Consider the following 25,639-nt stretch of genomic DNA (forward strand, 5'->3'; position numbering starts at 1 on the left):
AGTTTCAGTGATATTGACAGCATAGGTCAGGTTGACCTATGCTGTCAATATCATTGAAAAAAAGAGGTGTGGCCAATGTCTAAATATTTAATGCGTTTTGACGATATTACTGCTGATATGGATTGGGATAAATTTCTTTCTATAAAAAAAGTACTCGAAAAATATAATATATATTCAGTTTTAGGCGTTGTTCCTAACAACGAGGACCCTGTTCTCAAAATCAAACCTAGTTTATCTGAAGAGCAATTCTTTCTAAAAGTAAAAGAATACAAAGAGTATGGAGATACTATAGCTCAACATGGTACCCACCATACTCTTCAGAAAACTAAAAGCTTTGGGTTATTAGATATAGGCGTATGGTCGGAATTTTCTGAACGCTCTTATGACGAGCAACTTAGCAATCTCAGTATCGGTAAAAAAATATTAGAAAAATATGAGGTTTGGCAACCATATTTCATGGCTCCTTATCATACATTTGATATTAATACTCTTAAGGCTCTCAAAAGCTTAGATTTTAAAGCTATTACAGATGGATATGGTTTTTATCCCTATCAAGTAGAAGGTATTACTTTCGTTCCTCAGCTTGTAACTAATCCCGTTCGCTTAATTCCTTTCGGTATACAAACTTTTTGCATACATACAAACAATATGGATCAGGCATCTCTCGATAGCTTAATTAGTTTTATCAACAAGAATCACAATAGTTTCATCAGTTTTGAAGAAGCCTTGGATATAGAAGTTCCAAACAAGTACTTTAAATCTGTAACATATAAGACATCTAAGGAATTGATTAAATTTTCAAGAAAGATAAGGGGTCTGTCTTAATCAAGCGTTCTCTTTTAGCTCTTTTAAGAATATTAGATACTAGGTCAATGGTGCGTTTTGTGGCTTCTCTTGGTGGCACACCTTTAGCATTGATTCGGCTTTCAATTCGATCTGCCATCAATTTGCAGTCTTCAAACATCACGTTTTTAAGCGCAATATTATTAAAGCTAAGAATGACATCCTTAGATTTTCTAGCTTCTGCCAAACCCATTTGTGGATAAATACCTAAGGTGATTCTACTTTCCTTTTCTTCAAAACGATAAGCAATTACCTAGGTTCTTGTTCCTGAGCTTCTTACCAACAGCTGTAGTCCTAGCTGGTCGCTATATTTATCTGGACGAGAAGGAGTACATTTTCCAGTCGGTTTTAGCTTACGAATTTTGCTATCAATTAACATGTTGGTCTATTCCTTATACCTACGAGCTATATGTTTAAAGATCTAAGACGATCATGTTAGTCTAAGGCGTATAAATCTAGATCGAATGTTGGTCTATTTACGGTGTATATGAATAATAGACCATCAATTAGACCAACACAATACGTGGGATGCGTAGGTCTTAAAAGGAATAGTTCAGACAGCAATAGATAATAAGCATAGACTGGAAGTCTTGCTATTAAAGGTTTTAAGGGGTGTTTAGGAGATGGTGGGACAAGATAGGAAAACTAGGATATCATAAGATTGGCGGTGAAGGAGGGATTCGAACCCTCGATACGCTATTAACGCATACACACTTTCCAGGCGTGCGGTTTCAGCCACTCACCCACTTCACCGTTTTTGACCTTCAGCAAACAGCTTTCGTACAGTGTCATCAGAAGATGACAGATTGTAATTGGCTGCTTGTTTATTTTAGACGGCTTAGTATAGCGGATACGAATTAAAATGTCACTGGTAAAAAAAACTGTCTTGTACAGATGTTTTATTAGCGTGCCCACTGTCTTTATTTATTCATGGACGCCTGCTAGGATAGCGTATGGTTACGAGCAGGCATAAATGATTAGATGATGATTAAAAGTGAAATAATGAGTTTTAAATGTCTTAAAAGTAGTACGTTAACGGTAACAATTGTTGTTATATTGATGACATCGCTTACCCACGCTGATGATTTGAGCGATTGTAGCCAGTCTTTTTATGGTGGTATTTATCCTGAATTTACCAACACTAAGCTGAATAAAAACACCCAACCACTATGTTTAGATGGTTTTGCAGTCATGTACTCTGGAGTCTCGCGCACACCGCTGTGGTCAGCGGAGTATTTGACACGGCAGCGCCTGCAGCAAGCCAAGCAAATCGATCGTAACGATAGTTTTCACGAAGAAAGCCGGTTACCTAAGTCAATGCGGGCTTCATTATCAGACTATTCAGGATCTGGCTATGATCGTGGGCATTTGGCCCCTAATGCAGACATGGCAAATCGTAGCCAGCAGTACGATAGCTTTAGCCTGGCCAATATAGCGCCGCAATCACCGCGTAATAACCGCTATATTTGGCGTAATATCGAGTCTGCTACTCGTTATTTGACTCAGCAATATGGCGAAGTCTATACGGTTACTGGCGTGGCTTTTACTAATAAAAAAACCAAACGACTTGGTGGACGAGTATTGGTACCGAGTCACTTTTTTAAGGCGGTCTATATTCCAGCGATTAACCAAGCCGGTGTCTATTATGCGCCCAATGACGAGTCGGAGCGTATAGAGGTTATCAGTGTTGACGAGTTAACAGAACAGACGGGGATCGATGTATTGCCAGGGCTTGATCGCTCTTCTAAAGCGCAGGCATTGGCGCTACCATTAGAGGCTGGCGAGCAGATGAATATGCCGGTTACTCCGAGTGAGGAGCCTACTTGGATGCTATTCGTAGTCGCTATTATCGATTGGTTGATGGCACAGCTACAAGCGTAGAGGCTAATTATTCGCGCCTTGATAACTAAAATAATCGCTAAAACTATAAATATATTATAAATATCGCATTGTACTGTTGATAAATAGGAGGATCAGATGATTGAGCCATTTGCCAATAACCACCAAAGCATGCAAATTGGTGAGCTGGTGATCGAGAATCAAGAAGATAAAATTATTATCTACGGGGATATTGATCTACATCTTAATGCGGCAGGGTATGAGCAAGCGCAGCAGTTGCACGAACTGACCACTAAAGTACTGCAAGCCTTTGAAAAATCTACTGAGTATAGTAATAAATCCTTGCCGTCAAAGCTAAAGAGTGACCAATCAGATGAAAATATAGACAATCCTTTCCTGTAACTATTTGATATAGTTTTAGTTATTATAGAAATAACATGCTGTAAAAAAATTACTAGTCAAAGTTTATATTTTGCCTATAATGAGACAGAACCGTGCTTATCTGGTTTGGGCTGTTAATTATGACAACAGATAAGCACACAAATATAACGTTTTGAGTAATCATCGCACGAAGGGAGTCGATCTATGAAATTATTTACAAAAATGACGTTAGCAGTTGCCGGTATTAGCATGGCAAGCATGGCATTTGCCGCTGACCCACTTGCCAATACCACTTGGCAGACTTTTGATGAAGGCAAGCCTAAAGGTCTGGTAAAAATTACAGAATCCAATGGGGTACTTACCGGCAAGCTCATTGAGGCCATGACAGAAAAAGGCAAGCAATACGTCGGTATGACCATTATCTCTGGTCTTAAAGCTGATGGTAGTGGTAAGTATAGTGGTGGGACGATTACTGATCCTGCAAAGGATAAAACCTATCGTATGACTGCAGATTTAAGTGGCAATACCCTCAATATCAAAGGCTACATAGGTCCATTCTCACGCAGTCAAACCTGGAAAAAGAGATAAGCCAACATTTTAATTATTAAGAATCTATTTTTGCTACAAAATGATTAATAAGATCCCGCATTACTGGACAGTTTTGCGGGATTTTCTATTGTACCGGCTTATTTAACTACTCACACCAATTAGCGTAAAAATTCAGGATAGGCTTCTTGTCCACATTCTGAAATATCCGCACCTTCATATTCCTCATACTCACCAAGACGAATGCCGATAACGAATTTAAGCAGACCCCAAACGATCATACTAGTGACAAAGACCCAGCTAAAGATAACTGCCGCGCCACCAAGCTGACCAAGTAAGCTGGCCTCAGCATTGGTAATCGGTACCAATATCAAACCAAACAGTCCACCTACTCCATGTACGGAAACCGCACCAACAGGGTCATCTAGTTTTAGCTTATCCATTCCTATAATAGAGAAGACCACTAAGATACCCGCTACTAGACCAAATAAGGTGGCGAGTAAGGGTGAAGGCGTTAGCGGCTCTGCGGTAATAGTTACCAATCCTATTAGTGCACCATTTAATAGCATGGTCAAATCTGCCTTGCCAAATATCAAGCGAGCGGTGACTAAAGCTCCAATGGCACCGCCTGCGGCGGCTGCATTGGTATTCAAAAACACCATCGCAACGGCATTGGCGCTATTAACGTCAGCCAGCTTTAAAACGGAACCTCCATTAAAGCCGAACCAGCCCATCCATAAGATGAAAGTGCCGAGCGTCGCTAAAGGCAAATTGGCCCCAGGGATAGCACGTACTTCACCATTTTCTCCGTATTTGCCGCGCCGCGCCCCAAGTAGCAAGATACCAGCAAGCGCAGCAGTTGCGCCCGCGAGATGTACGATGCCCGCACCTGCAAAATCATGAAAGTTTAATGCACCAATAAGTGGCACATCTTTACCGCCCCAGGTCCAACTGCCCTCAATCGGGTAAATAAAGCCAGTCATGACAATAGCAAATGCAAAGAATACCCACAGCTTCATACGCTCAGCAACCGCACCGGATACGATAGACATGCAAGTTGCGACAAATACCACTTGAAAAAAGAAATCGGAAGCTTGAGAGTAGACCGCATCACCGTTGAAGCCATTAGCTACTGAGTCACTGATAGCGTTGGCAGCCAGGCTACTGTCACCGGCTATATTAATTAAAAATAAATTACCGTCATACATCAAATAATAGCCGCAGATAAGATACATAGTGCAGGCGATAGCAAAAAGACCAATATTTTTGGTAAGAATTTCAGTGGTGTTTTTGGCGCGCACGAGGCCAGCTTCTAACATAGCAAAGCCAGCTGCCATCCACATGACTAGCGCCCCGCATACCAAAAAATAAAATGTATTGAGTGCGTACTGGATCTCAAAAATTTGACTTTGCATCTTAATTCCCCCTTGAATTGACAATGCAGATATTGATGTGACCGATAGATAGACGCGCTATGCAGTTAAGCTATCAGGTGGTTTCTAACTTTAGATAGCGTCAGGACCTGTCTCACCGGTACGAATACGAATGACTTGCTCAAGAGCAGTAACAAAGATTTTGCCATCACCGATTTTACCAGTACTAGCAATACGAGTAATGGCTTCGATAGCAGGTTCAACCATCTCATCAATAACTGCTATCTCTACTTTTACTTTTGGCAAAAAGTCCACTACATATTCTGCACCGCGATAGAGCTCGGTATGTCCTTTTTGGCGGCCAAATCCCTTAACCTCCGTGACAGTGACACCTTTAACGCCTATGTCAGATAGTGCTTCACGCACATCATCGAGCTTAAATGGTTTTAAAATCGCAGTGATTAGCTTCATAAAAAATTTCCTTATATGAGTGATATCGCAGGTTGACAATTACACTGTGGTGCATCGTACCGCTGCCATACTTATAATAAGTCATTCAAGAACTGTGCCAAACGTACTCAAGGGGGTAGGTATGATTGGGCTTATTTACTCATAAATGACGATTATTATGACAAAGGATGATGCTCATATTATCGGGACAAACATGACGATTATCCTGATAAAAAAGATGCATCAACTTGTAACGTTAGATCAACGAAGACTTTATTATAACGAACTTTTTAGCTTTACGGGGAGGCTATCCTGTGATGATTTACTAAAACATGACGCCGAGTAACGTACAACGAACTAAAAACGATAGCCGTAGAAAAGATGGGGGTTTTGAGGAGGTTTTAGGCAAAAAATGATGGTTTAAGCATTTAGATGATGGTTAATTTAAAATATGCCTTCCATATTCAAATGCAGTTTATACGCATAGCTGCTAAGGCCTACAACTTAACAGTGGTAGCGCTTAGTGTTAAAAATACTTTAAACTTTGAGAAAGGGCTCTAAACTTTGGGAAAGAGTAGATAAGGAGTTTTGGTACTGCCCAATAGCTTTTTGGTATCGCTACCTTTGAGCAGCTCGCGTAGCCGTGATTGGCCGAAGGCACCTGTTATTAGTAGACCAATATTGTGCTCATTTTGATAATAGTTTAAGGCCGCACTGACATCGCGGCAATCTAATAAACTTTTTTTACAGCTGATGCCTGCTTGTTTGAGGCGGGCGTAGGCTTCACGTAGCGCATCACAATTTTCGGAGTTTTCTTTACCGACCATGACTATATGAATGGTTAGCGTACGCACAAGAGGGGTTTTACATAACCAATTAAGCAGCTTATGAGAGGTAGCACGATTATCAAAGGCCAATAAAGCAGTAGTTGGGGTCGAAAATGGTGCATGCGTCACCAAAATAGGGCAGTGGCTAAGGCGGATCAGCTGGCTTAGATTCGATTTGCAGGTGACGCGATGGCCAATAACAACCAGTTGTGCTTTGTCATTCACATAATCAATGCTGTCACTAAGCTGTTCGTGCCGATGTAAGGTATAAATTTTATGCTTATGTCGATATTGTGCGCAGTAGGCCGCTGCTTGATGGAGTAGCAGTTTACCTTGGACTTTTAATTCAGAGTTACTTAAATGCTCATGACTGGTAAATTGATCTAACAATGCATTTTCGTCATCAATATTTAAGCAGCCGGAGTAATCAACTGCTGCTTTTTGTTGTAGGCTTGGGACTGCATGCAGTAGACCGATAGGTGCTTGCAGGCGCTTCGATGCCCACATGCTAGCATCCAATACCGCTTGCACGTGATTAGGGCAGTCTAAACAAGCAATTACACTATCTAACTTCAAGTTACTCATAGGGCAACCCCATCATCTTAATAATGAAAATACAATCAAGCTTAGGCAAAAGACAAAACGGCTCACATCAGCAGATAAGGCTACACTCATTTAACGAGGCCTCTATCTGTTAATGTGAACCTATTGTCAAGGTAAATCTAATAGTGCGAACAATCACTCAATCTAATCCAAGAGCCCAATATCTCGGCGATCATGGATAGAGAAGCGGTCAATCAGCGTGCGGCTAGCACTGTTCAGTCCTACTACTTTGACATCAATCCCCTCGCGTTGCAAGCGCATGACCAGCTTGTCTAAAGTATCAACGGCGCTAATATCCCAAAAGTGGGCTTGGCTAACATCAATCTGAATGCTATCTAGCGCCTCTTTAGTATCAAAGCTATTTAGAAACTGTGTGGTAGAGGCAAAGAATACTTGGCCTTGGACGTAGTAATAACGGCTATTACTGCTGTCATCATATTCACTAAATACAGTTAAGAATTGGCCTATTTTATTAGCGAAGAATAAGGCTGACAATAGTACGCCAACCCCCACGCCATAAGCTAAATTATGGGTAAAGACAGTGGTCAGAACGGTGGATAGCATCACAATATTAAATGACATTGGATGGGTTTTAAACTCACGGATAGATTGCCAATTAAAGGTCCCAATTGACACCATAATCATCACTGCTACTAAGGCAGCCATTGGAATTTGGCTGACCCATTTGCTTAAGAATACCACCATAATCAGGAGTACCACACCGGCCATTAGAGTTGACAGTCGCGTACGGCCACCGGATTTAACGTTAATCATAGACTGACCAATCATCGCACAACCTGCCATACCACCAAAGAAGCCTGAGACTACGTTGGCTATTCCTTGACCACGGCATTCGCGGTTTTTATTACTGGGCGTATCAGTCAGCTCATCCACGATAGTCGCGGTCAACATTGACTCAAGTAAACCGACGATAGCAAGCGTAATAGAGTAAGGCGCAATGATCAGCAAAGTATCTAGATTGAAAGGAATATCAGGCAGCAAAAACATCGGTAGTGAGTCAGGAAGGTCGCCCATACTACCAACGTTACGTATATCTAAGTTCATATACATTGCCACGATGGTTAAGCCAACGATACAAACCAGTGGCGATGGCAGAATACGACCAATCTTTGGAATCAGTGGAAATAGATAAATGATGGCCAGACCTGCTGCTGTCATAATATAGACGGTCATGCCAACGCGCTCCGTCATCGGATTCAGTTCGGGTATTTGGGCAGCGAATATCAAAATAGCCAGCGCATTGACAAAACCAATCACCACTGAGCGCGACACAAAGCGCATTAAGTTACCCAGCTTTAAGACACCCATCACAATCTGAAACGCACCGCACAATAAGGTAGCAGCCAATAAATACTGCAGTCCATAATCAGCGACCAGATCGACCATCACCAATGCCATTGCGCCTGTCGCCGCTGAAATCATCCCCGGACGCCCACCGACAAAACTGATGACCACTGCGATACAAAATGAGGCGTATAAGCCTACCTTGGGATCAACCCCTGCGATAATAGAAAACGCAATAGCTTCTGGAATCAGTGCTAGGGCGACCACAATACCCGATAAAATATCGCCACGTACATTAGAAAACCATTCGTCACGTAAGCTATCAAAAAAAGATGTCATAAGTAAACTGCATAGGGTTAGAAGCGAAAAAAGTAATCACTAGCCAATAGTTGTGTTATGTATTGACACTACTATTGAGTGAGAGCGTTACTGCGACGCTACGACAGGCTCCTGCCGTTAAGCGATCTTACACTTGCCAATGACTAAAAATCAAAGCGTTAACGGTCAAAAACAAGCAGAGCTATCACTTTATTTGAAGCAGTGCTTGCAGTATCGTCCACAGTAAGATTCGATGAAAAGACCTAAGATGTTGCACAATTGGCCACGATAATGGGTCGCGGCGGGAAGGGGGGTCAGGTAAGATGAGCACAATGATTAATGTTTCAGATAAAGTCGATCATTGATCATCATAATGACGGTAAGCGTGGCTGTTGAATATAGCGTGACAATAGCATGATAGAGGACACAACATGCTAAACTAAAATGCTGTATCGACATATAAGCAAAGCGCCAACCACTTAATATAAAAAACATGCGCATAATAGCACAAAGTGATAAAAAAGCAGTACCGAAACATGAACGATACCGTTATGATGCTCTCTATCATGACCGTTAGCATCGTTCGTACCGCGCGTCTGCTTAATGCCGTTTTGCTCGTTTAATAAAAGGAAGAGATATGACCACCCTTGCCGCAACAGAAACCTTACTCCATAAAGGCAGTGGCCTGCAAGTGGTGGTTGGTTTAGGACAGTCAGGGCTATCAGTAGCGCACTATCTGAGTAATCAAGGCTACCGCGTGGCAGTGACGGATAGCCAGCCAGCTCCAGCATTAGCGAATCAGCTGCCTGAAGCTGTTGCAATTCGGCAATTTGGCTCGATTGACGCTGATCTGTTGCAGCAAGCAGCACGTATTATTATTAGTCCTGGAATATCCCTTGATACCCAGGCAGTTGCAGCAGCACGTCAAGCCAACATACCAGTGGTCAGTGATATCCAGCTATTTTGTGAGGCCTGTAATGTTCCTATAATTGCCATTACGGGCTCTAATGCTAAAAGCACCGTGACTACTTTAGTGGGGCAAATGGCCGCTGATGCTGGGTTCGATGTTGGCGTTGGCGGCAATATTGGCGTGCCAGCACTAAGCTTGCTTGCTAATACTAATATGCAATTGGCAGTGCTTGAGCTATCGAGCTTCCAGCTAGAGACAGTCACTAATTTGGGCGCGCAAGTTGCTACTGTTCTTAATATGTCGCCTGATCATTTAGATCGTCATGGGGATATGCTCGGCTATCATCAAGCAAAGCATCGCATCTTTCAAGGTGCTAAGTCCGTGGTCATTAATCGTGAAGATGCATTGACCCGTCCTTTAGTGGCAGACAATTTGCCACGACTCAGTACCGGTATCCATGCGCCTGATAAAGGCCACTATGGTTTAATCACCGATCCTAATGGACAGATTTATTTAGCGCGCGGTACAGAACGCTTATTGTCAGCAGATAAACTGCTGATTAAAGGACGTCATAATCTGCTTAATGCGCAATCAGCTCTTGCTCTTGGTGAGCTTGCAGGTCTACCGTTAGATAGTATGCTTGCCACGCTACAGCAATTCACCGGACTTGATCATCGTTGCCAGTATGTGACAACGGTAGCCGGCATTGATTATTTCAATGACTCTAAAGGCACTAATATTGGCTCAACTATGGCGGCTATCGAAGGGCTAGGGGCGGTATATGCCCCCAAAGACGGCAAGCTGTTATTAATCTTAGGGGGACAAGGGAAAGGTCAACAATTCGGTGAATTGACCCCTTTTATTAATCAGTACGTTAGCCAAGTGCTATGTATTGGCGAGGACAGCCAGCAGATTGAGCAGCATCTGCGCGCCGCAAAACTCAGTGATGAGGTGATGCTACATCAGTGTCAGACACTAGAAGGCGCGTTTGCTACTATTAAACAGGTTACTGCTAGCAGCTTATCCCAAGTACAAGCAGTATTGTTGTCGCCGGCGTGTGCCAGCTTTGATCAGTTCAATGGCTATAGCGCGCGTGGAGAGTATTTTAGCCAGTTAGTGGCGCAATTGGATACGATGACGGTCAGCTAAATGCTGACGTAGATCAATCAATAATTGACAGCATTTAATAAATGGCAGTATCGCACTGATAAATGATTGTTTTGCCTACCAATTACTGCTACTGTCAGCAATAATTAATCAGCTCAATCGACCGCTAAGTGGTACTCAATGCTGCGAAGTAATATCAGGCGCTGAACCAGGCGTTATTAGTTATACTATTTAGCAACTTGACTTGTTATTTGGGTTTAATTTTAGCTCAATATAGAGTCGCAGCTGGTTAGCATTATCCAGTTACCACTATTTTTTCTGTACGGTCTCCTTTATTTTGTTTAAACGGTGGCGTTGAATAAACGCCGTATTTTTTGTTTGTTAGTGTATTTAAAAATTATGGCGCTCTCTTTTCTCTCTCGCTCGTCTCAAAAGTCTCAGCCAGCTATTGGCTCAGATGGTGTTCTCTCCTTCCCGTCAGCACGTGCTATTTTACTGGCCAGTGTTGGCTGTATGATGGTGCTCAGTTTACTGATGGTCGCATCAGCCTCTATTCCTTTTGCGCTCAGTCGTGGAATGACAGAGCTGTATTTTTTTGAGCACCAACTTACATATATGGCTATTGGGCTCGTTGTGGCCGTGATTCCTTATTACTTCGTTCCCCTACGAACATTATATAAAACGGAAACCCAATTTATACTATTGGCAATTACTGGGGTGTTGTTGTTTTTAACCTTACTTGGGACGCCTATTAATGGCTCTAAACGCTGGCTCAATCTAGGGCTTATTAATTTTCAGGTAGCTGAACTGGCAAAGCTCGTCATGATTGTGTTTGTTGCCGATTTTGTGGTGCGTCGCTCTTTCGAGGTACGTAATGGCTGGGATGGTTTCTTACGAATCTTCTTAGTCGTTGGCATGATCACGATGTTATTGTTATTGCAGCCAGATTTTGGCTCATTGGTTGTGATTGTGGGCACTGTGTTTGCTATGTTCTATATTGCTGGCGCGCCTTATAAACAGTTTTTAGCATTGGGAGTGTTGGTAGCGGGCTTAGCTGTGCTGGCAGTGACGCTGGTACAGTACCGATTGACTCGTGCTTTGTCATTTATAGATCCTTTTGATGACATTCAAGATACCGATTATCAGCTGGCACGTAGTTTAATTGCTTTTGGTCGAGGGGAGTTTACGGGGGTTGGTTATGGTGAGAGTGTGCAAAAACTATCGCATCTACCTGAGGCTCATACCGATTTTTTATTAGCGATTACGGGTGAAGAATTGGGCTTTATCGGAGTAACCCTAGTGTTACTGCTTGAGGCACTGATCATTGGTAGCGCCATGCGTATTAGCTATAATGCTCTGAAACGTCGACAGATGCGCATGAGTTATACCGCCTTTGGTATTGGTATCGTCTTTATTGCCCAAACAATTATTAATGCGGCGATGAATATGGGGGCAATTCCTACTAAAGGTTTGACCATGCCATTCTTTAGTTATGGGGGCTCATCAATGCTGATCAGCTTAGTAATGGTAGCGCTGTTGCTGAAAATTTATAAAGAAAGCCCTGAGATAGAAAAGAGTCAGTGTCGCTACTATTAATAGTTATTAATAACTATTAAATCTAATGACGAAACTTAAAAATTAACCAATAAAAAGCGTCGCCAGCAGCGGCGCTTTTTATTGGTTAAAGACCGCCTAGATCTAGGTACCTCTTACCTTGCAAAGGCGTATTGTCCCACTGAACAATCGCTTGCTTAAGCATGCGCGCTGGGGTGTCAATATTAACAGGCGGTTGTTGTAGCAGCTGTAAAGCGGTTGCCAGCAGCTGACTGGGTTTACGAGTATCAATCGGCTGCGCAAGGTTTTGTTTCGAGAGTTTTTGTCCATCAGGGTTGCATAACAGTGGTAAGTGATACCAATGGTCAATAGCAGGTAGGTTCGCAGCATGCATGATGCTAATCTGAGCAGTGGTCATCGGTAAAATATCTAATCCACGCATGATATGGGTGACCTGTTGTAAACCGTCATCAATACTGGCCGCTAAGATATAATTGATCATTCCATCCTGACGCCGTACCACCATATCGCCTAGCGTTTGCTGTGGATCACTCCATTGCATCCCCTGAATACCATCAATAAAGCCAATCGTATAATCGGGCAGCTGTAGGCGCAGCTTATGCTGTTGCTTATTAAGGTTAGCGTCTATACAGCAGCGTGGATAGCGTTGTCTATTAAGGGTTAGCTGGTTTGCTAATGCTTGGTTCTCAAATTGATGGTTGTCGAACCCCTTGTTATTAGCGGTATGATCGCTCGCTTTATGTTGTTGTTGCCGATGCTTTTGCTCTAAATCTTGTTGCTGCCAATACTGCGCTAGACTTTTACGCGAGCACTGGCAGGCATAAGTTAGCGGACGTAGTGTTGTCGATAAATAATTATTGTAGATATCGGTACGCTCAGATTGATAAATGACATCACCGTCCCAGTACAGACCAAGGGCTTCTAAATCTATTAATATCTGTTCGCTAAATTGCTGATCACAGCGCTGGGTGTCCGTATCCTCGATACGTAATAGCCAGTCTCCTCCTAACGATTTGATATGGCAATAGCTGGCCAGTGCCGTGGTTAGAGAACCAAGGTGGAGCTCACCAGTCGGTGAGGGTGCGAAACGGCCGATTGGGTGTATTTTCGGCGGCTGCGTGTCGGTAGAGTTGCGAGTAGTTATCAAAATAGACAGTTATTGAAAGTAGAGGAATGGGGATAGGATAAAGAAAGTGACTATGAAAAGATATTTATTAAATGAATATAATTCTTTAGTAACCATCTAATTTTTTAGTAAATAGCCAACAAACATAAAGCGGTTCACTAAAATGCAACGAGCGACCAGTGCTAGGGTCGCTCGTTGTTGTATTTATACTAAGTATGTTTAATATCCAAAAACTAAGTGTGTTTAATATTTACAAATAAGTATCGACATTGAACGCGCGTTTAGGTATGACCTTGATTTTGGCGTTCTTTCATTTCAGATAAGGTTTTACAATCAATGCATTGGGTCGCGGTTGGTCGTGCCTCTAAACGACGTAGACCAATTTCTACCCCGCAAGTCTCACAAAACCCATAGTCATCATTTTCAATTTCTACCATGGATTTATCAATTTTACGAATGAGCTTACGTTCACGGTCACGCGTACGTAGAGTTAATGCAAACTCTTCTTCTTGAGTGGCGCGGTCATTAATATCAGGCATCGCGCTGGACTCATCTTGAATATAAGTCTTAGTGCGGTCAGCTTCGCCAATCAGCTGATGCTTCCAGTCTAATAAGATGGCCTTAAAATGCTCTAACTGCGCATCAGACATATACTCTTCGTCTTTGGCAGGCACATAAGGGGTGAACTTAATATCACTCGGATTCGTGGTCAGGGTGCTCATATGGGTATCCTACTTTTTCAAATTAATTCAACAAAACGACATCTCAAAAGACAAAACGTTATAAATTGTCCTTTTACAGAACGTTTCACCACTTGGTAACGCAAGTAACACAGCCGATCTAATAGTACATTTATGATGATACTTATACCGATATTTACGATATCAGTGCTTATAGTGGTACTTACATCAACACTAAAGCTGTCGTGTATATTGTCATACACATTTTTATTTAAATGGTACTGCTCAAATAATGCTACAAATTACTGATTGCGAAAACTTAGCTGGTGATCAGTTTATCTATCTTAGTTGTTATCATTGCTATTATAATTTTGCCTGATATCAAATTTTGGGCAATACTGAAATATTAGATGCGACTGTTTTTCTTCCATTTTAATAATATCGTCGCCTTTTTTATTAATAATAAAGTAAGGGTTAACGTTGGTAGTGCTCTATATAGAGTGATTTATCTTCTATTGAAACCGGTAGTCTTGTCTATAATTGATACTATCATTGTTTACGCAACAAAACTGGCCGTCAAGTATCTAATCTTTTAACCCAGCTTGCAACCTGTCCATTGTTGGCTAATTGCAACCAACGATAACCGGGGCGTGCATTTTTATCAACAGCAAAATAATCTTCGTAAGGTTTAAATTGGTAGCAGGTAGAGGGCGTGGTATAAACAGTGACGCCGTTTCGATAGCGAACTTGCTGTTGATGAGTATGACCACTAATGACGACACGTAGCTGCACGAATGCCGCCATGCGTTGCCAAAACATATCGGTATTATCAGCAATATGAGCATCTATCCAGTTGGAATTCATTGGTAATACATGATGATGTAATGCCAACAAAGCCGGTTTGTCACAGTTGCTGAGCTGCTGACACAACCAATCAATATCAGACAGAGTAATCTTTCCTGCTATCTTGCCAGGAATAGCGGAGTCCAGCAGTAGTATTTGCCAATATTTAGTATCAATCACATGGCGGCTGAGTAGACGCTTATCTGCAGGCTGAGCAATCAGCTGCCACTGCTCAAAAGGCAGCTCATGACCAGTCTCATCAGTCACATCATGGTTGCCAGCAATACAGACAAAAGGGATCTTTGTTGCGTGTAATACCTCAAAAATATAATCATAGATAGCAGGCTTTACTTCATTGACCAAATCGCCGGTTACTACTATCAAGTCACAGCGGATATCTTCGCTTAATGCCTGCTGGAGGACGGCTTGAAAACTGTGCTGGTAATTATCCAGACATCCTAAATCATGATCAGCATTGATGTCGGCCATCGATAAATGTAAATCAGTAATCTGCAAGACATTAACTTTCCCATCTGGGCTAGTGATTTTACGAGCAGGATAATTTACTTGATGAGCCTGTAGGTTTACGTCATGAACAGGATGATTTGGCATAGGATCAGTCTCTTATCAAACCAAAATAGTGGATGTTATTAGAGAGTAACTATTGATAAGTAAGTGGCTGGTTTTACTTATCATTTCTAATAATATTTATCCTAGCTATTTATACCACTATTTGACGCGTCAGTAAGCTATATCGCGCTTGATTATATTAAGGCGGGTTTATAGCATAAAATTTACAAAATCTCTAGTAATATTTATCAAATAAAGTTTGGTAAAATTAAGTAATAGTAAGCTATATGACAAAAATCACTATATCTCGATGATAACTTACCCATTATTAACGGCGTGCTGACCAAAATTTTGCAGAGATTAGTTTTGAAGTCGTTAGTTTTGAGACAATGAGCGCGACGAAAAATAAAAGGGCTAGTACCAATACAATCGCTAGTCCAGTTTGAATATCAAGCCAAATACTGCCCCAAACGCCTAAGGTCACCCCCAGTTGTGCAATGAGTAGTGAAAAAATAACCATCTGTTTGGGAGCTACCGACCACAAGCGGGCAGTGAGTGCTGGCAGCACTAATAGGCCGCTGATGAGCAAACTGCCTACTGCCTGCATAGCAATAGCACAAAATCCTGCGAGCACTCCCATAAAAAACAACCGTTGGCGTGTCGGATTAATGCCTTGAATGCGTGCCAACGCCTCATGAGTCGCCAGCTTAACTTGCGCGGGCCAAATATAAAACAGGACTCCTAACCCTAAGAATACACTGCCAGCGAGGAGGGGTAAATCTGGCCAATCAAGTTCCAGCAGGTTACCAAACAAAAATCCTAGCACATTGGCTTGCTGATTCGTAAGCTGGGTCAAGGTTAATAGCCCCAAACACAGCAGCGACACCGCGACTACTGCCAGCACCGCATCGACGGGAAGACGGTCATCATCGATCAGTACCAGCCCAATGACTACCAGGATACTCACCAATGCAATACCAATGCCCATTGGCAACTGCCACCATACCGCTAGGGCCACTCCAAGTAAGGTTCCGTGGGCTAACGCATCAGCGAAAAACGCCATGCGTCGCCATAATACCAAACAACCAAGAGGGGCAGAGAGCAGTGCTAAAATACTGCCAGCAATCCAAGCAGGCGCGATGATGGCTAACCAAGCAGTCATAACTGATATCCGTTAAATTTTTTATAGAGAGATAAGTGCGGTAATGGCCAGTAGTTTACTGGCCAGCAAATTTATAATAACTCATTTGGTGCTTGATGCTCGCAGGCGTGTGGCTGATGCACATAGGGTTGCTCATAATGATGGCCAAATAGTTTTTGAAACTCAGTGCTAATAGCAAGCTCGCTGGGTTGGCCCTCGCAGCAGATGTGTTTATTAAGACAAATCACCCGCCGACTGCCTTTCATCACCCAATGCAAATCATGAGAGACTACCAGCATGGCGCAACGTAAAAAATCGGGTAACTCATCAATAAATTGATATAGCCAAACTTCTGTATCAGGATCCAGACCTTGCATTGGCTCATCTAAAATCAGCAAATTGGGCTTGTCTAATAAGGCACGTGCTAGCAACACCCGCTGGGTCTCACCACCTGATAAGTGCAGCATTTGCCGCGTGAGTAAATGAGTCAGCGATAACTTATCAAAAATAAACTGGCGTTGCTCATGAGTTAAACGGTGCTTATCGGCTTGCGCTAATAAGTCTTGTACCCGTAGCGGCAAGATAGGTGGCACTGCAAAACGCTGCGGCATATAGCCCAATTGTAAGGGTTGGTGTGCAGTAATCTGCCCTTCAGTTGAGTTAATCAAACCTAATATAAGCTTGACCAGTGTCGACTTACCGGCACCATTAGGTCCAATAAGACTGACAGTCTCATTGACCGCAATATCGATATTAATATGCGATAGCAAACGCTGTTGGCCGACATGGTAGCTGACATCATTTAAAGTAAGTAATGGCTTTCCATTGTCAGCGGTAAACATAGGCGTCTGCTTAGATAACAGTTGTTTAGATGGCGATACAGAATGCTTCATGAGTTGGCAGCTAATAGTTTAAAAATTAATGAATTAGTAGAAAAGTCTTTTCGTCTGATTTGACTAACTTTATTGGCAGGCTTGGCAGCGACCGCTCAGCTCAATGACACTACGAGCAACAGTAAAGCCAATATCTTGCTCAGCGAAGCTCATCATTTCTTGTACCGGCAAGCTGCTACATTCTTGCACACGCTGGCACTGATCACAGATTAAGAAGGCTGCCGCATGATGGGCACGCGGGTGACAACAAGGGACATAAGCATTAATAGAGGTCAGCTGATGAATCAAGCCTTCCTCTAATAAAAACTCTAAACTACGATAAACCGTCGGCGGTGCTACGTTTTTTGCGATATCAGTCTTATTATCGCTGTCTAATAAACGTGCTTGCTGTAGTTGAGTGATTAGATCATAAGCGCCAACGGGCTTATTGGCTTGTAATACTAGCGCAAATATCTGCTGACGTAAGGGCGTAAAGCGCACACCACGTATACCGCATTGATCTTTTGCTGCAGCCAAGCGTTCGGTCACATCATGCGGCGTAAAGTCTTGTACATCGTGCACATGACTGTCATGTGCGTGACTATCGTCTAGGTGGTCATTGGCAGATGACTCACAAGCTGATGGAATAGTGGACATCGTGCAAGCTCCAAAAAATAAGTTAGCGCTTTTAATTGTTATAGTATAACATAATGAAAGTTAGAAAGAACTTATCTCTATCATTTTCATTTATTTGATTAACAGGATTACCCAAACATGACCGCTCACCGTCACAATGCCGATAATGCTATAAATAATGTCTTATACACTATAATTTCCTTTAGCACTTCTTTTTTTAATAAATTTTGGCACTCAATGATACAGTCGCAACGTCTGCTAACCGCGGCACTTATGATATTAAGTTTATTAGCGATGAGTGCACAAGCCGCTACAGTGAGCGTCAGTAACTATCCTCTGTTCTTATTAAGTCAGGCAGTGACTGAAGGCGCACCGTCAGCAAAGCAAATATTAGATCCAAGTGAAGTAGGGCACCATGGCAGCATCAGTCCCGGTGATATCAAGGCGATTCAGGACAGCAAATTTGTGGTGTGGTTTGGCGCACCATTAGAACACAACTTAGCTACAAGTTTAGATAAAGCGCCTAATGCCATCTCATTATATGCCTTTGATGCTTTTAGTCGGCTTCCATTACGCGATGTCAAAGGCCAGCCTATCAAAGGTACATTAGATCCACATATTTGGCTCGACCCTGAGAATGCTAAAGCTATCACGCGTGCCCTTGCCGTTATTCATAGTCATGCTAATCCAAAATATAAAAAGCTTTATCATGCTAATGTACAAAAATTTGCTCAGCGAATGGATAGGGCAGTGGTTCAAGTTCAGCAGCAAAAGAAGCAAAAATTACTTCCTTATTGGGCCTATCATGATGCTTATCAGTACCTAGAAAGCGCTACTCAGTTACAATTCGCAGGTAGTTTGAGTATTGATGAAGATACAGCACCTAAAGCCAGTCAATTGCGTTGGCTCAACGAGCAACGTCCGTCCAAAACGATGTGCATAGTGACGCAAAGTGAACCGGCCAAAGGCTTGCTTGCTAAGTTACAACCAGTGAATAGCACAGTACAATCAGAGGACATGAGTGCCAGTAAAGACTTTGTTAGTGGTTGGAGTAGTATGGCGCAGCAGATTCGTCGTTGTATTTCGTAAAGACGTAGCGTTTAATGAAAAAATTATAAAGTGGTTCGCTTACACTCTTCCCTCTAAATGACTCATTATTAGCGTTAAGCGTGCCATGGTTTTACTGACAAATAAATAACTGGCGTCTTTTGAACTAAATGGTTGACAAACGTCACATTTTACTTGCTTAACGGTCAATCGCTCCCTATAATAAGTGGCGTTTTATTTTGGCAAAAAGTGCTATCTCTGAAGTGACATTACTGAATGACGTTGCTGAAATGACATGAGTATAATGAGCCACTTATGGATAAAATTGTCGAAAATATGCTACCTTACCCTAACGCGGTGGTTATTATACCAATGCTATAGGATAGCTAATGACCAAACCTGCCAAACGCACGCAAAAAGATAAAATTGGCATCTATCTCAAGCGTCAAGCATGGATATTATTTATCCTAATTGTGATTGCTTCGCTGTTAGATGTCTTTTGGCTACATAGTGAGCTTATCGTGGCAAAGAGTACCGCCATCGGTGCGTTATTAAGCTTTGCTACTCAAGCTATATTTGCTGGATTTATTTTTTGGCATACGGGATATCGTGCGCGTGGGCGTATTGTCAGCCAGCTATATCGAGGTCAGATGTTTAAATGGCTACTGACGGTATTTGGTTTTGCACTGATTTTTATTACCATACGACCCTTAGCCGCACCAGCATTGTTCATCGGTTTTATGATAATGCAAATCAGCCACAGTTGGATGCTGTTGCATATCCGTTAATAGTAATATTTATTAAATGTATAAACGATAGGGTCGTCAATAGCGCTAAATAAATTATCCTATCGTCCAATTTCTCAACGGTTGGTTCAGTAAAGCCAGAAAATAATAAACAATAGATTCTAACTAATAGTGTGAAAAATCGACTTTAGTTAAAACAGAAGTAGATAGACCTGTGAAAGGCAGCAGAAAGTCGAAGTAACCAATGAAGACGATATAGATAAGACCATAGTTACTGCATAGAAATAAAGTCTTACAATTTAATTATAGACTCAAAGCTATACTACTAAACACTAGTAGCTGTAATCTTACTTATACCTTGAACAAAATATAGATAATTGACTTTACACGAATACAACGCTGCATTAAGATAGACAGTTAATTATCTTGCTTATGTGCGCTATATTGAGCGCCTACCTTTTTGATAAGGTATAAGCAAACACAAATATGAACACTTTACGTGTAGGTACCAAGGGCTGGTAATGAATACTCATAAGCCCTTTTTTGATAGCTAAAATTTATTAAAAGCTAATGAAATCAGGTACTTGCATAAGTTCTATGGGTTGGATGTTGTTGGTTACATGGTAGCTTTAGCACAATAAGTTTGTAGCAATTTTAAACGCTGCAAATCGATATGCTAACCTACTCATCAGATGACAACCGTTTTTTTTGGTAGTTGATTAAATCGTTGATTAATAAGAAGCTTACATTATGGCAGCCGAGCAACAAACATCATCAGAATATATCTCTCACCACTTAACGAACTGGACGTATGGCTATCTGCCTGGCGAAGGCTGGACAGTGGCAAATACTGCTGAAGAAGCGGGACAGATGGGCTTTAATGCCATTCATCTCGACTCTATGCTATGGTCAATTAGCCTGGGTATTTTATTTTGTGCCGTCTTTTGGAAGGTTGCCAAAAAAGTCACCTCAGGCGTGCCAAGTAAAACTCAAGCCGCCGTTGAGATGATCGTTGAGTTTGTTGATAATAACGTTCGTGATTCGTATAGCGGTACCTCGAAGTTGGTAGCGCCACTAGCGTTGACCATCTTTGTATGGATCTTTTTAATGAACTTGATGGATTTATTGCCCATCGACTTTATCCCAAGTATTGCTGGACAAATTGGCGCGGCGATGGGTTATGATCCGCACAATGTCTTTATGAAGATCGTACCAACCACTGACCCTAACGTTACGCTTGGTATGTCATTCTCTGTCTTTGCCTTGATTATCTTTTATAGTATTAAGGAAAAAGGCCTTGGTGGTTTTGTTGGCGAGTTAACGTTACATCCGTTTAGTGCCAAAAACCCTATCGCAAAGATTGCTCTACTTCCCATCAACTTTATCCTAGAGTTTGTTACCCTGATTGCAAAACCTATCTCATTAGGTCTGCGTTTATTCGGAAACATGTATGCTGGGGAGCTGATTTTCGTATTGATTGCCCTTATGCCATTTTGGATTCAGTGGGCGTTATCGGTACCGTGGGCTATCTTCCACATTTTGATTATTACACTTCAAGCGTTCGTATTTATGATGTTAACGATAGTTTATCTATCACTCGCATCATCAACTGAACATTAATTAGACATTCAATAGGTAAATGAGGATACATCAATGGATCCAGTATTAGGTGGTTACACAGTTATCGCAGTAGCGTTGCTTATCGGTTTAGGCGCACTTGGCACAGGTATTGGTTTTGCTATCTTAGGTGGCAAATTCTTAGAAGGTGTTGCCCGTCAGCCAGAGCTTGGCTCACAGTTGCAAACTCGTATGTTCATCGTAGCAGGTCTACTTGATGCCGTACCGATGATTGGTGTTGGTATTGCTATGCTATTGTTATTTGCAAACCCTCTAGCAGGTTAATCTGAAGGCTCAGTTGTAAGTGTTTGATGGTCAGAGCTTGACCGTCAAACATGGTCAATGAAACTGATTTTTCATTAACAAAGAGGTGATCACGTGAATATCAATTTTACCCTGATCGGTCAAGCCATTGCTTTTGCAATCTTTGTGATGTTCTGCATGAAATTCGTGTGGCCACCACTTATTGGCGCAATCAATGAGCGTCAGCGTAAGATCGCTGATGGCCTAGATGCTGCCGAAAAAGCAAAAGCAGATTTGGCGACCGCAGAGCAAGATGTACAGCAGGAGCTTAATGTTGCTAAGACAAAAGCTGCTGCTTTGATCGAGCAAGCGAACAAGAGTGCCAACCAGCTCATCGAAGACGCTAAATCACAAGCCCAAGTGGAAGGTGAGCGTATTCGTCAGCAAGCACAAGCGTCTATCGATCAAGAAATCAATCAAGCACGCGAGTCATTACGTGCTCAAGTCGCTGAACTGGCGGTACTTGGTGCTGAAAAGATTTTGCAAGATAGAGTCGATATGCAAAAACATGCCAGCATGTTAGACCAACTGGCGGCGAAGCTGTAATTGTGAGGATGTAATTAATGGCTGACTTATCAACCTTAGCACGACCCTACGCTAAAGCCGCGTTTGACTATGCTAATGAACATGGGGTAGTAAATGAGTGGGAAAACTTCTTGTTTATTGCCAGTACGATTGTCAATGACAAATCGTTCCATACATGGCTAAACAATCCAGCCGTTTCTGCTGAGCATAAGTCAGCCGCTTTGGTCGATCTTTATGATACACAAGTAGCTAGCGATAACGATTCTGCCTTTAAGCAGTTATTGGGTAACACCCAAGGGCATCGTCACGACAGCAATGTAAGCTACCCAAAAGTATCAACAGCGCTTAGTAACTTCGTTAAACAGTTATCAGAACAAGAGCGTCTGGCGCTGCTTCCTGAAGTTTATGAGCACTATCGCCGTCATAAGGCAGTGAGCTTAAAACAGCTTGACGCTTATGTGACCTCTGCCTATCCATTGACCGATGCCCAGCGCGAGCTGTTGCAAACGCGTCTTGCTGCCTCGCTAAACGCCGATGTAGTAATTCATGAATCGGTTGATCCAAGTTTAATGGCAGGCGCTACTATCAAAATCGGTGACAAAATCATTGATGATTCTGTGCGCGGCAAGTTACAACAGTTAAAAACACAGCTAACGGCCTAATGCGATACACGTAGCCAAGTCTGCGTGATATAACAGCATTTAAGTCAGTGGGCGGGTTATCATAAATTAAAGGAAACCAGGCAATGCAACAATTGAATCCAGCGGAAATCAGTAATCTGATTAAGCAGCGTATTCAAGACCTTGATGCGGGTGCAACTGCAAAGAATGAAGGCACGATTGTCAAAGTATCTGACGGTATCGTGCAGATTCATGGTCTTGAAGATGCCATGTATGGCGAAATGATTGAGTTTGAAGGCGAAATCTACGGAATGGCTCTAAACTTAGAGCGTGATTCTGTCGGTGCGGTCGTGCTTGGCGATTATCTAAAATTGCAAGAAGGCCAAAAAGCCTATTGTACTGGTCGTATTCTTGAAGTACCCGTAGGTCCTGAGCTGCTAGGCCGTGTTGTTGATGCCTTAGGTAATCCTATTGATGGCAAAGGTCCTATCAATGCTAAAATGACTGATAAAGTCGAAAAAATCGCCCCAGGTGTTATTGAACGTCAGTCAGTAGATCAGCCAGTAATGACCGGTTATAAAGCGGTTGATACCATGATTCCAATCGGTCGTGGTCAGCGTGAGCTTATCATTGGTGACCGTCAGACTGGTAAAACAGCCATGGCTATCGATGCCATCATCGCGCAAAAAACGTCTGGCATTAAGTGTGTGTATGTGGCCATTGGCCAGAAACGCTCTACTATTGCTAACGTGGTGCGTAAGCTTGAGCAAACTGGCGCGCTTGAATACACCACAGTAGTGGTTGCTTCAGCTTCAGAGCCAGCAGCACTCCAGTATATTGCACCGTACTCAGGTTGTACGATGGGCGAATACTTTCGTGACCGTGGCGAAGATGCATTGATTGTATTTGATGACTTATCAAAACAAGCCGTTGCATATCGTCAAATCTCACTGCTATTACGCCGTCCACCAGGCCGTGAAGCTTATCCTGGTGACGTATTCTATTTACATTCACGTTTACTTGAGCGTGCATCACGCGTTAACGCGGCCTATGTAGAAAAATTCACCAATGGCGAAGTAGTCGGTAAGACCGGTTCTTTAACCGCGTTACCGATCATCGAAACCCAAGCGGGTGACGTATCAGCATTTGTACCAACCAACGTGATTTCAATTACTGATGGTCAGATTTTCTTAGAATCAAGCTTATTTAACTCAGGTATCCGTCCAGCAGTAAACGCTGGTATTTCGGTATCTCGGGTTGGCGGCGCGGCTCAAACTAAGATTATCAAAAAGCTTTCTGGTGGTATCCGTACCGCTCTAGCACAGTATCGTGAATTGGCCGCCTTTGCTCAGTTTGCATCCGACCTTGATGATGCCACTCGCGCACAGCTCGATCATGGTGAACGCGTGACTGAACTGATGAAGCAGAAGCAATATCAGCCGATGTCTATCTCTGAGCAAGCCGCGGTTATCTATGCTTCAAACGAAGGTTTCTTATCAGACGTTCCTATTGATAAGATCGGTTCTTTTGAAGAAAGCTACTTACGTTATATGCATGACGAGCAAGCCGACTTGATGAAAGAGATTGATGACACTGCAAATTATAATGATGATATTGCAGGTCGTTTAAAGTCAGCGGTTGAGACTTTTAAACAAAACCACAGTTATTAATTTAACGGGTTAAGCCGGTTTGGTTGGTTGTAGCTGTAGTGTTATAACTAAAGAGCTATTAATTTAAAGTCTATTTAGTCTAGAGGCTTTTTAATTTAAAGTTTTTAAAGCGGTGCGGTGTCTTAAAGAAGAATGACACTCGTGTCGCTTTAGCCACAGCCAATGGTATGTAACTGCATAGTGCTGAACAATAGTGCCCCAAATTATTGTTGCATTCGCCAATGCTTTTTTAACCCTCTTATATTGGAATCATTATGGCAAGCTTAAAAGAAATACGTGCCAAAGTCACCAGTATTAAAAGCACCCAAAAAATTACTCGCGCCATGCAAATGGTGGCTGCGAGTAAAATGCGCCGTGCCCAAGAGCGCATGGTTGTGGGTCGCCCGTATGCTGATAGTATGCGCCGGGTTATTTCACATTTGGTGCATGCCTCATCAGACTACAAACATCCGTATATGGTATCGCGTCCGGTCAATAAAGTGGGCTATATTGTCATTACGTCCGATCGGGGCTTGGCGGGTGGTTTGAATATTAACTTATTCAAAGCGTTAAGCAAAAGTATTAAAGACTATAAAGACCAGTCTGTACAAGCTGAATTTGCAGTCATTGGCGCCAAAGGTGTCAGTTTCTTTAAGAGTTTTGGTGGTAAAGTGACTTCAGCCGTGACTAACTACGGCGATAAACCAACATTTGAACAGCTAAACGCACCGGTTCAAGCCATGCTTGACGATTATGAAAACGGTAAAATAGACCGTATCTATGTGGTGTATAACCAGTTCGTTAATGCAATGACCCAAAAGCCAACCGTCAATCAGCTGGTACCTTTACCAGAAGGTACGTTTAGTGATGAAGACAGTGGCATGCAGACTGAGCTGAGCTGGGATTATATCTATGAGCCTGATATCGAGACTTTGATCGATGGTTTACTTGGGCGCTATATTGAGTCGATTGTCTATCAAGCGGTAATGGAAAATATTGCCTCTGAGCAGTCGTCACGTATGGTCGCTATGAAAGCGGCGACAGATAATGCTGGTGACCTAATTAACGATTTACAGTTGGTTTACAACAAGCTGCGTCAAGCGGCGATTACCCGAGAAATCTCGGAAATCGTTGGCGGCGCTGCTGCTGTTTCATAATTGACTACACCTATATATAGAAGTTCAAGG

25 protein-coding genes and 1 tRNA gene are annotated in these 25,639 nt (G+C 42.3%); 14 read left to right on the plus strand and 12 right to left on the minus strand.

All coding sequences use genetic code 11. From position 1 onward, the window contains the following. Positions 1-75: 75 nt before the first annotated feature. The gene (locus AAEY88_RS10630; protein ID WP_350562222.1) at positions 76-825 is read left to right on the plus strand and encodes a DUF2334 domain-containing protein; all 750 of its coding nucleotides are present in this window, start codon (positions 76-78) and stop codon (positions 823-825) included. Here the strand turns inward: AAEY88_RS10630 and AAEY88_RS10635 are convergent. Both AAEY88_RS10635 and AAEY88_RS10640 read right to left on the minus strand, forming a co-directional pair. Beyond that, a complete protein-coding gene (locus AAEY88_RS10635; RefSeq protein WP_350562224.1) occupies positions 791-1,036 on the minus strand; it encodes a hypothetical protein in 246 nt (81 codons plus the stop codon). The two genes, AAEY88_RS10630 and AAEY88_RS10635, sit on opposite strands and share 35 nt — an antisense overlap. Positions 1,037-1,505: 469 nt before the next feature. Then, positions 1,506-1,596, minus strand: a tRNA-Ser gene (locus tag AAEY88_RS10640). Positions 1,597-1,902: 306 nt separating this feature from the next. On the opposite strand from AAEY88_RS10640, the gene AAEY88_RS10645 reads away from it, so the two are divergent. The 3 genes from AAEY88_RS10645 (at position 1,903) to AAEY88_RS10655 (ending at position 3,651) form a co-directional block, all read left to right on the plus strand. Further along, positions 1,903-2,724 carry a DNA/RNA non-specific endonuclease gene (locus tag AAEY88_RS10645; protein WP_350562226.1) on the plus strand — a complete coding sequence of 274 codons (822 nt, stop codon included), beginning with the start codon at positions 1,903-1,905 and terminating at the stop codon, positions 2,722-2,724. 96 nt (positions 2,725-2,820) lie between these two features. Continuing rightward, the gene (locus AAEY88_RS10650) at positions 2,821-3,084 is read left to right on the plus strand and encodes a hypothetical protein (RefSeq protein WP_350562228.1); all 264 of its coding nucleotides are present in this window, start codon (positions 2,821-2,823) and stop codon (positions 3,082-3,084) included. 183 nt (positions 3,085-3,267) lie between these two features. Beyond that, entirely contained in the window at positions 3,268-3,651 is a 384-nt protein-coding gene (locus AAEY88_RS10655; RefSeq protein WP_350562230.1) for a DUF2147 domain-containing protein, read from the plus strand. A 119-nt stretch (positions 3,652-3,770) separates the two neighbouring features. Here the strand turns inward: AAEY88_RS10655 and AAEY88_RS10660 are convergent, their stop codons facing one another. The 4 genes from AAEY88_RS10660 to AAEY88_RS10675 form a co-directional block, all read right to left on the minus strand. Then, positions 3,771-5,024 (minus strand): ammonium transporter, encoded by a 1,254-nt coding sequence (locus AAEY88_RS10660; protein WP_350562232.1) that lies wholly within the window; start codon positions 5,022-5,024, stop codon positions 3,771-3,773. 90 nt (positions 5,025-5,114) lie between these two features. Beyond that, a complete protein-coding gene (locus AAEY88_RS10665) occupies positions 5,115-5,453 on the minus strand; it encodes a P-II family nitrogen regulator (protein WP_350562234.1) in 339 nt (112 codons plus the stop codon). Positions 5,454-5,989: 536 nt separating this feature from the next. Continuing rightward, positions 5,990-6,844 (minus strand): universal stress protein, encoded by an 855-nt coding sequence (locus tag AAEY88_RS10670; RefSeq protein WP_350562236.1) that lies wholly within the window; start codon positions 6,842-6,844, stop codon positions 5,990-5,992. A gap of 162 nt (positions 6,845-7,006) precedes the next feature. Continuing rightward, a complete protein-coding gene (locus tag AAEY88_RS10675) occupies positions 7,007-8,506 on the minus strand; it encodes a SulP family inorganic anion transporter (RefSeq protein WP_350562238.1) in 1,500 nt (499 codons plus the stop codon). 616 nt (positions 8,507-9,122) lie between these two features. On the opposite strand from AAEY88_RS10675, the gene murD reads away from it, so the two are divergent. Beyond that, positions 9,123-10,544 (plus strand): UDP-N-acetylmuramoyl-L-alanine--D-glutamate ligase, encoded by a 1,422-nt coding sequence (murD, locus tag AAEY88_RS10680; RefSeq protein ID WP_350562240.1) that lies wholly within the window; start codon positions 9,123-9,125, stop codon positions 10,542-10,544. Between the two features lie 357 nt (positions 10,545-10,901). Then, positions 10,902-12,098 (plus strand): putative lipid II flippase FtsW, encoded by a 1,197-nt coding sequence (ftsW, locus tag AAEY88_RS10685; protein WP_350562242.1) that lies wholly within the window; start codon positions 10,902-10,904, stop codon positions 12,096-12,098. A gap of 85 nt (positions 12,099-12,183) precedes the next feature. Here ftsW and gluQRS read toward each other — a convergent pair whose 3' ends face one another. From gluQRS to AAEY88_RS10715, 6 genes are all read right to left on the minus strand, one after another. After that, positions 12,184-13,224, minus strand: a complete 1,041-nt coding sequence (gene gluQRS / locus AAEY88_RS10690) for a tRNA glutamyl-Q(34) synthetase GluQRS (RefSeq protein WP_350562244.1) — start codon at positions 13,222-13,224, stop codon at positions 12,184-12,186. 260 nt (positions 13,225-13,484) lie between these two features. Next, positions 13,485-13,925 (minus strand): RNA polymerase-binding protein DksA, encoded by a 441-nt coding sequence (gene dksA / locus AAEY88_RS10695; protein WP_350562246.1) that lies wholly within the window; start codon positions 13,923-13,925, stop codon positions 13,485-13,487. 534 nt (positions 13,926-14,459) lie between these two features. Beyond that, positions 14,460-15,338 (minus strand): metallophosphoesterase, encoded by an 879-nt coding sequence (locus AAEY88_RS10700; protein ID WP_350562248.1) that lies wholly within the window; start codon positions 15,336-15,338, stop codon positions 14,460-14,462. Positions 15,339-15,624: 286 nt separating this feature from the next. After that, the gene (locus tag AAEY88_RS10705) at positions 15,625-16,458 is read right to left on the minus strand and encodes a metal ABC transporter permease (protein WP_350562250.1); all 834 of its coding nucleotides are present in this window, start codon (positions 16,456-16,458) and stop codon (positions 15,625-15,627) included. Between the two features lie 71 nt (positions 16,459-16,529). Continuing rightward, complete coding sequence (locus tag AAEY88_RS10710; RefSeq protein WP_350562391.1) at positions 16,530-17,279, minus strand: metal ABC transporter ATP-binding protein; 750 nt, start codon at positions 17,277-17,279, stop codon at positions 16,530-16,532. Positions 17,280-17,399: 120 nt separating this feature from the next. Then, positions 17,400-17,966 (minus strand): transcriptional repressor, encoded by a 567-nt coding sequence (locus AAEY88_RS10715; protein WP_350562252.1) that lies wholly within the window; start codon positions 17,964-17,966, stop codon positions 17,400-17,402. A 216-nt stretch (positions 17,967-18,182) separates the two neighbouring features. Between AAEY88_RS10715 and AAEY88_RS10720 the strand changes: the two genes are divergently transcribed. The 8 genes from AAEY88_RS10720 (at position 18,183) to atpG (ending at position 25,609) form a co-directional block, all read left to right on the plus strand. After that, a complete protein-coding gene (locus AAEY88_RS10720) occupies positions 18,183-19,034 on the plus strand; it encodes a metal ABC transporter substrate-binding protein (protein WP_350562254.1) in 852 nt (283 codons plus the stop codon). A 347-nt stretch (positions 19,035-19,381) separates the two neighbouring features. Next, positions 19,382-19,780 carry an ATP synthase subunit I gene (locus AAEY88_RS10725; protein WP_350562256.1) on the plus strand — a complete coding sequence of 133 codons (399 nt, stop codon included), beginning with the start codon at positions 19,382-19,384 and terminating at the stop codon, positions 19,778-19,780. A gap of 708 nt (positions 19,781-20,488) precedes the next feature. Then, the gene (gene atpB / locus AAEY88_RS10730) at positions 20,489-21,358 is read left to right on the plus strand and encodes a F0F1 ATP synthase subunit A (protein ID WP_350562258.1); all 870 of its coding nucleotides are present in this window, start codon (positions 20,489-20,491) and stop codon (positions 21,356-21,358) included. 33 nt (positions 21,359-21,391) lie between these two features. Next, entirely contained in the window at positions 21,392-21,640 is a 249-nt protein-coding gene (gene atpE, locus AAEY88_RS10735; protein ID WP_025651437.1) for a F0F1 ATP synthase subunit C, read from the plus strand. A 93-nt stretch (positions 21,641-21,733) separates the two neighbouring features. Next, complete coding sequence (locus AAEY88_RS10740; RefSeq protein WP_350562260.1) at positions 21,734-22,204, plus strand: F0F1 ATP synthase subunit B; 471 nt, start codon at positions 21,734-21,736, stop codon at positions 22,202-22,204. Positions 22,205-22,221: 17 nt separating this feature from the next. Further along, entirely contained in the window at positions 22,222-22,845 is a 624-nt protein-coding gene (locus AAEY88_RS10745; RefSeq protein WP_350562262.1) for a F0F1 ATP synthase subunit delta, read from the plus strand. Between the two features lie 83 nt (positions 22,846-22,928). Then, complete coding sequence (gene atpA, locus AAEY88_RS10750) at positions 22,929-24,473, plus strand: F0F1 ATP synthase subunit alpha (protein ID WP_350562264.1); 1,545 nt, start codon at positions 22,929-22,931, stop codon at positions 24,471-24,473. Between the two features lie 254 nt (positions 24,474-24,727). Next, complete coding sequence (atpG, locus tag AAEY88_RS10755; protein ID WP_350562266.1) at positions 24,728-25,609, plus strand: F0F1 ATP synthase subunit gamma; 882 nt, start codon at positions 24,728-24,730, stop codon at positions 25,607-25,609. Positions 25,610-25,639 lie beyond the last annotated feature (30 nt).

The sequence above is a fragment of the Psychrobacter sp. CAL346-MNA-CIBAN-0220 genome, assembly GCF_040309805.1.
Taxonomy (GTDB): domain Bacteria; phylum Pseudomonadota; class Gammaproteobacteria; order Pseudomonadales; family Moraxellaceae; genus Psychrobacter.

Excerpts from the sequence above, each read along its gene's own strand:
- AAEY88_RS10630 (WP_350562222.1), top strand. The coding sequence starts at position 76 with ATGTCTAAATATTTAATGCGTTTTGACGATATTACTGCTGATATGGAT.
- AAEY88_RS10635 (WP_350562224.1), bottom strand. The coding sequence starts at position 1,036 with ATGGGTTTGGCAGAAGCTAGAAAATCTAAGGATGTCATTCTTAGCTTT.
- AAEY88_RS10645 (WP_350562226.1), top strand. The coding sequence starts at position 1,903 with ATGACATCGCTTACCCACGCTGATGATTTGAGCGATTGTAGCCAGTCT.
- AAEY88_RS10650 (WP_350562228.1), top strand. The coding sequence starts at position 2,821 with ATGATTGAGCCATTTGCCAATAACCACCAAAGCATGCAAATTGGTGAG.
- AAEY88_RS10655 (WP_350562230.1), top strand. The coding sequence starts at position 3,268 with ATGAAATTATTTACAAAAATGACGTTAGCAGTTGCCGGTATTAGCATG.
- AAEY88_RS10660 (WP_350562232.1), bottom strand. The coding sequence starts at position 5,024 with ATGCAAAGTCAAATTTTTGAGATCCAGTACGCACTCAATACATTTTAT.
- AAEY88_RS10665 (WP_350562234.1), bottom strand. The coding sequence starts at position 5,453 with ATGAAGCTAATCACTGCGATTTTAAAACCATTTAAGCTCGATGATGTG.
- AAEY88_RS10670 (WP_350562236.1), bottom strand. The coding sequence starts at position 6,844 with ATGAGTAACTTGAAGTTAGATAGTGTAATTGCTTGTTTAGACTGCCCT.
- AAEY88_RS10675 (WP_350562238.1), bottom strand. The coding sequence starts at position 8,506 with ATGACATCTTTTTTTGATAGCTTACGTGACGAATGGTTTTCTAATGTA.
- murD (WP_350562240.1), top strand. The coding sequence starts at position 9,123 with ATGACCACCCTTGCCGCAACAGAAACCTTACTCCATAAAGGCAGTGGC.
- ftsW (WP_350562242.1), top strand. The coding sequence starts at position 10,902 with ATGGCGCTCTCTTTTCTCTCTCGCTCGTCTCAAAAGTCTCAGCCAGCT.
- dksA (WP_350562246.1), bottom strand. The coding sequence starts at position 13,925 with ATGAGCACCCTGACCACGAATCCGAGTGATATTAAGTTCACCCCTTAT.
- AAEY88_RS10700 (WP_350562248.1), bottom strand. The coding sequence starts at position 15,338 with ATGCCAAATCATCCTGTTCATGACGTAAACCTACAGGCTCATCAAGTA.
- AAEY88_RS10705 (WP_350562250.1), bottom strand. The coding sequence starts at position 16,458 with ATGACTGCTTGGTTAGCCATCATCGCGCCTGCTTGGATTGCTGGCAGT.
- AAEY88_RS10710 (WP_350562391.1), bottom strand. The coding sequence starts at position 17,279 with ATGTTTACCGCTGACAATGGAAAGCCATTACTTACTTTAAATGATGTC.
- AAEY88_RS10715 (WP_350562252.1), bottom strand. The coding sequence starts at position 17,966 with ATGTCCACTATTCCATCAGCTTGTGAGTCATCTGCCAATGACCACCTA.
- AAEY88_RS10720 (WP_350562254.1), top strand. The coding sequence starts at position 18,183 with ATGATACAGTCGCAACGTCTGCTAACCGCGGCACTTATGATATTAAGT.
- AAEY88_RS10725 (WP_350562256.1), top strand. The coding sequence starts at position 19,382 with ATGACCAAACCTGCCAAACGCACGCAAAAAGATAAAATTGGCATCTAT.
- atpB (WP_350562258.1), top strand. The coding sequence starts at position 20,489 with ATGGCAGCCGAGCAACAAACATCATCAGAATATATCTCTCACCACTTA.
- atpE (WP_025651437.1), top strand. The coding sequence starts at position 21,392 with ATGGATCCAGTATTAGGTGGTTACACAGTTATCGCAGTAGCGTTGCTT.
- AAEY88_RS10745 (WP_350562262.1), top strand. The coding sequence starts at position 22,222 with ATGGCTGACTTATCAACCTTAGCACGACCCTACGCTAAAGCCGCGTTT.
- atpA (WP_350562264.1), top strand. The coding sequence starts at position 22,929 with ATGCAACAATTGAATCCAGCGGAAATCAGTAATCTGATTAAGCAGCGT.
- atpG (WP_350562266.1), top strand. The coding sequence starts at position 24,728 with ATGGCAAGCTTAAAAGAAATACGTGCCAAAGTCACCAGTATTAAAAGC.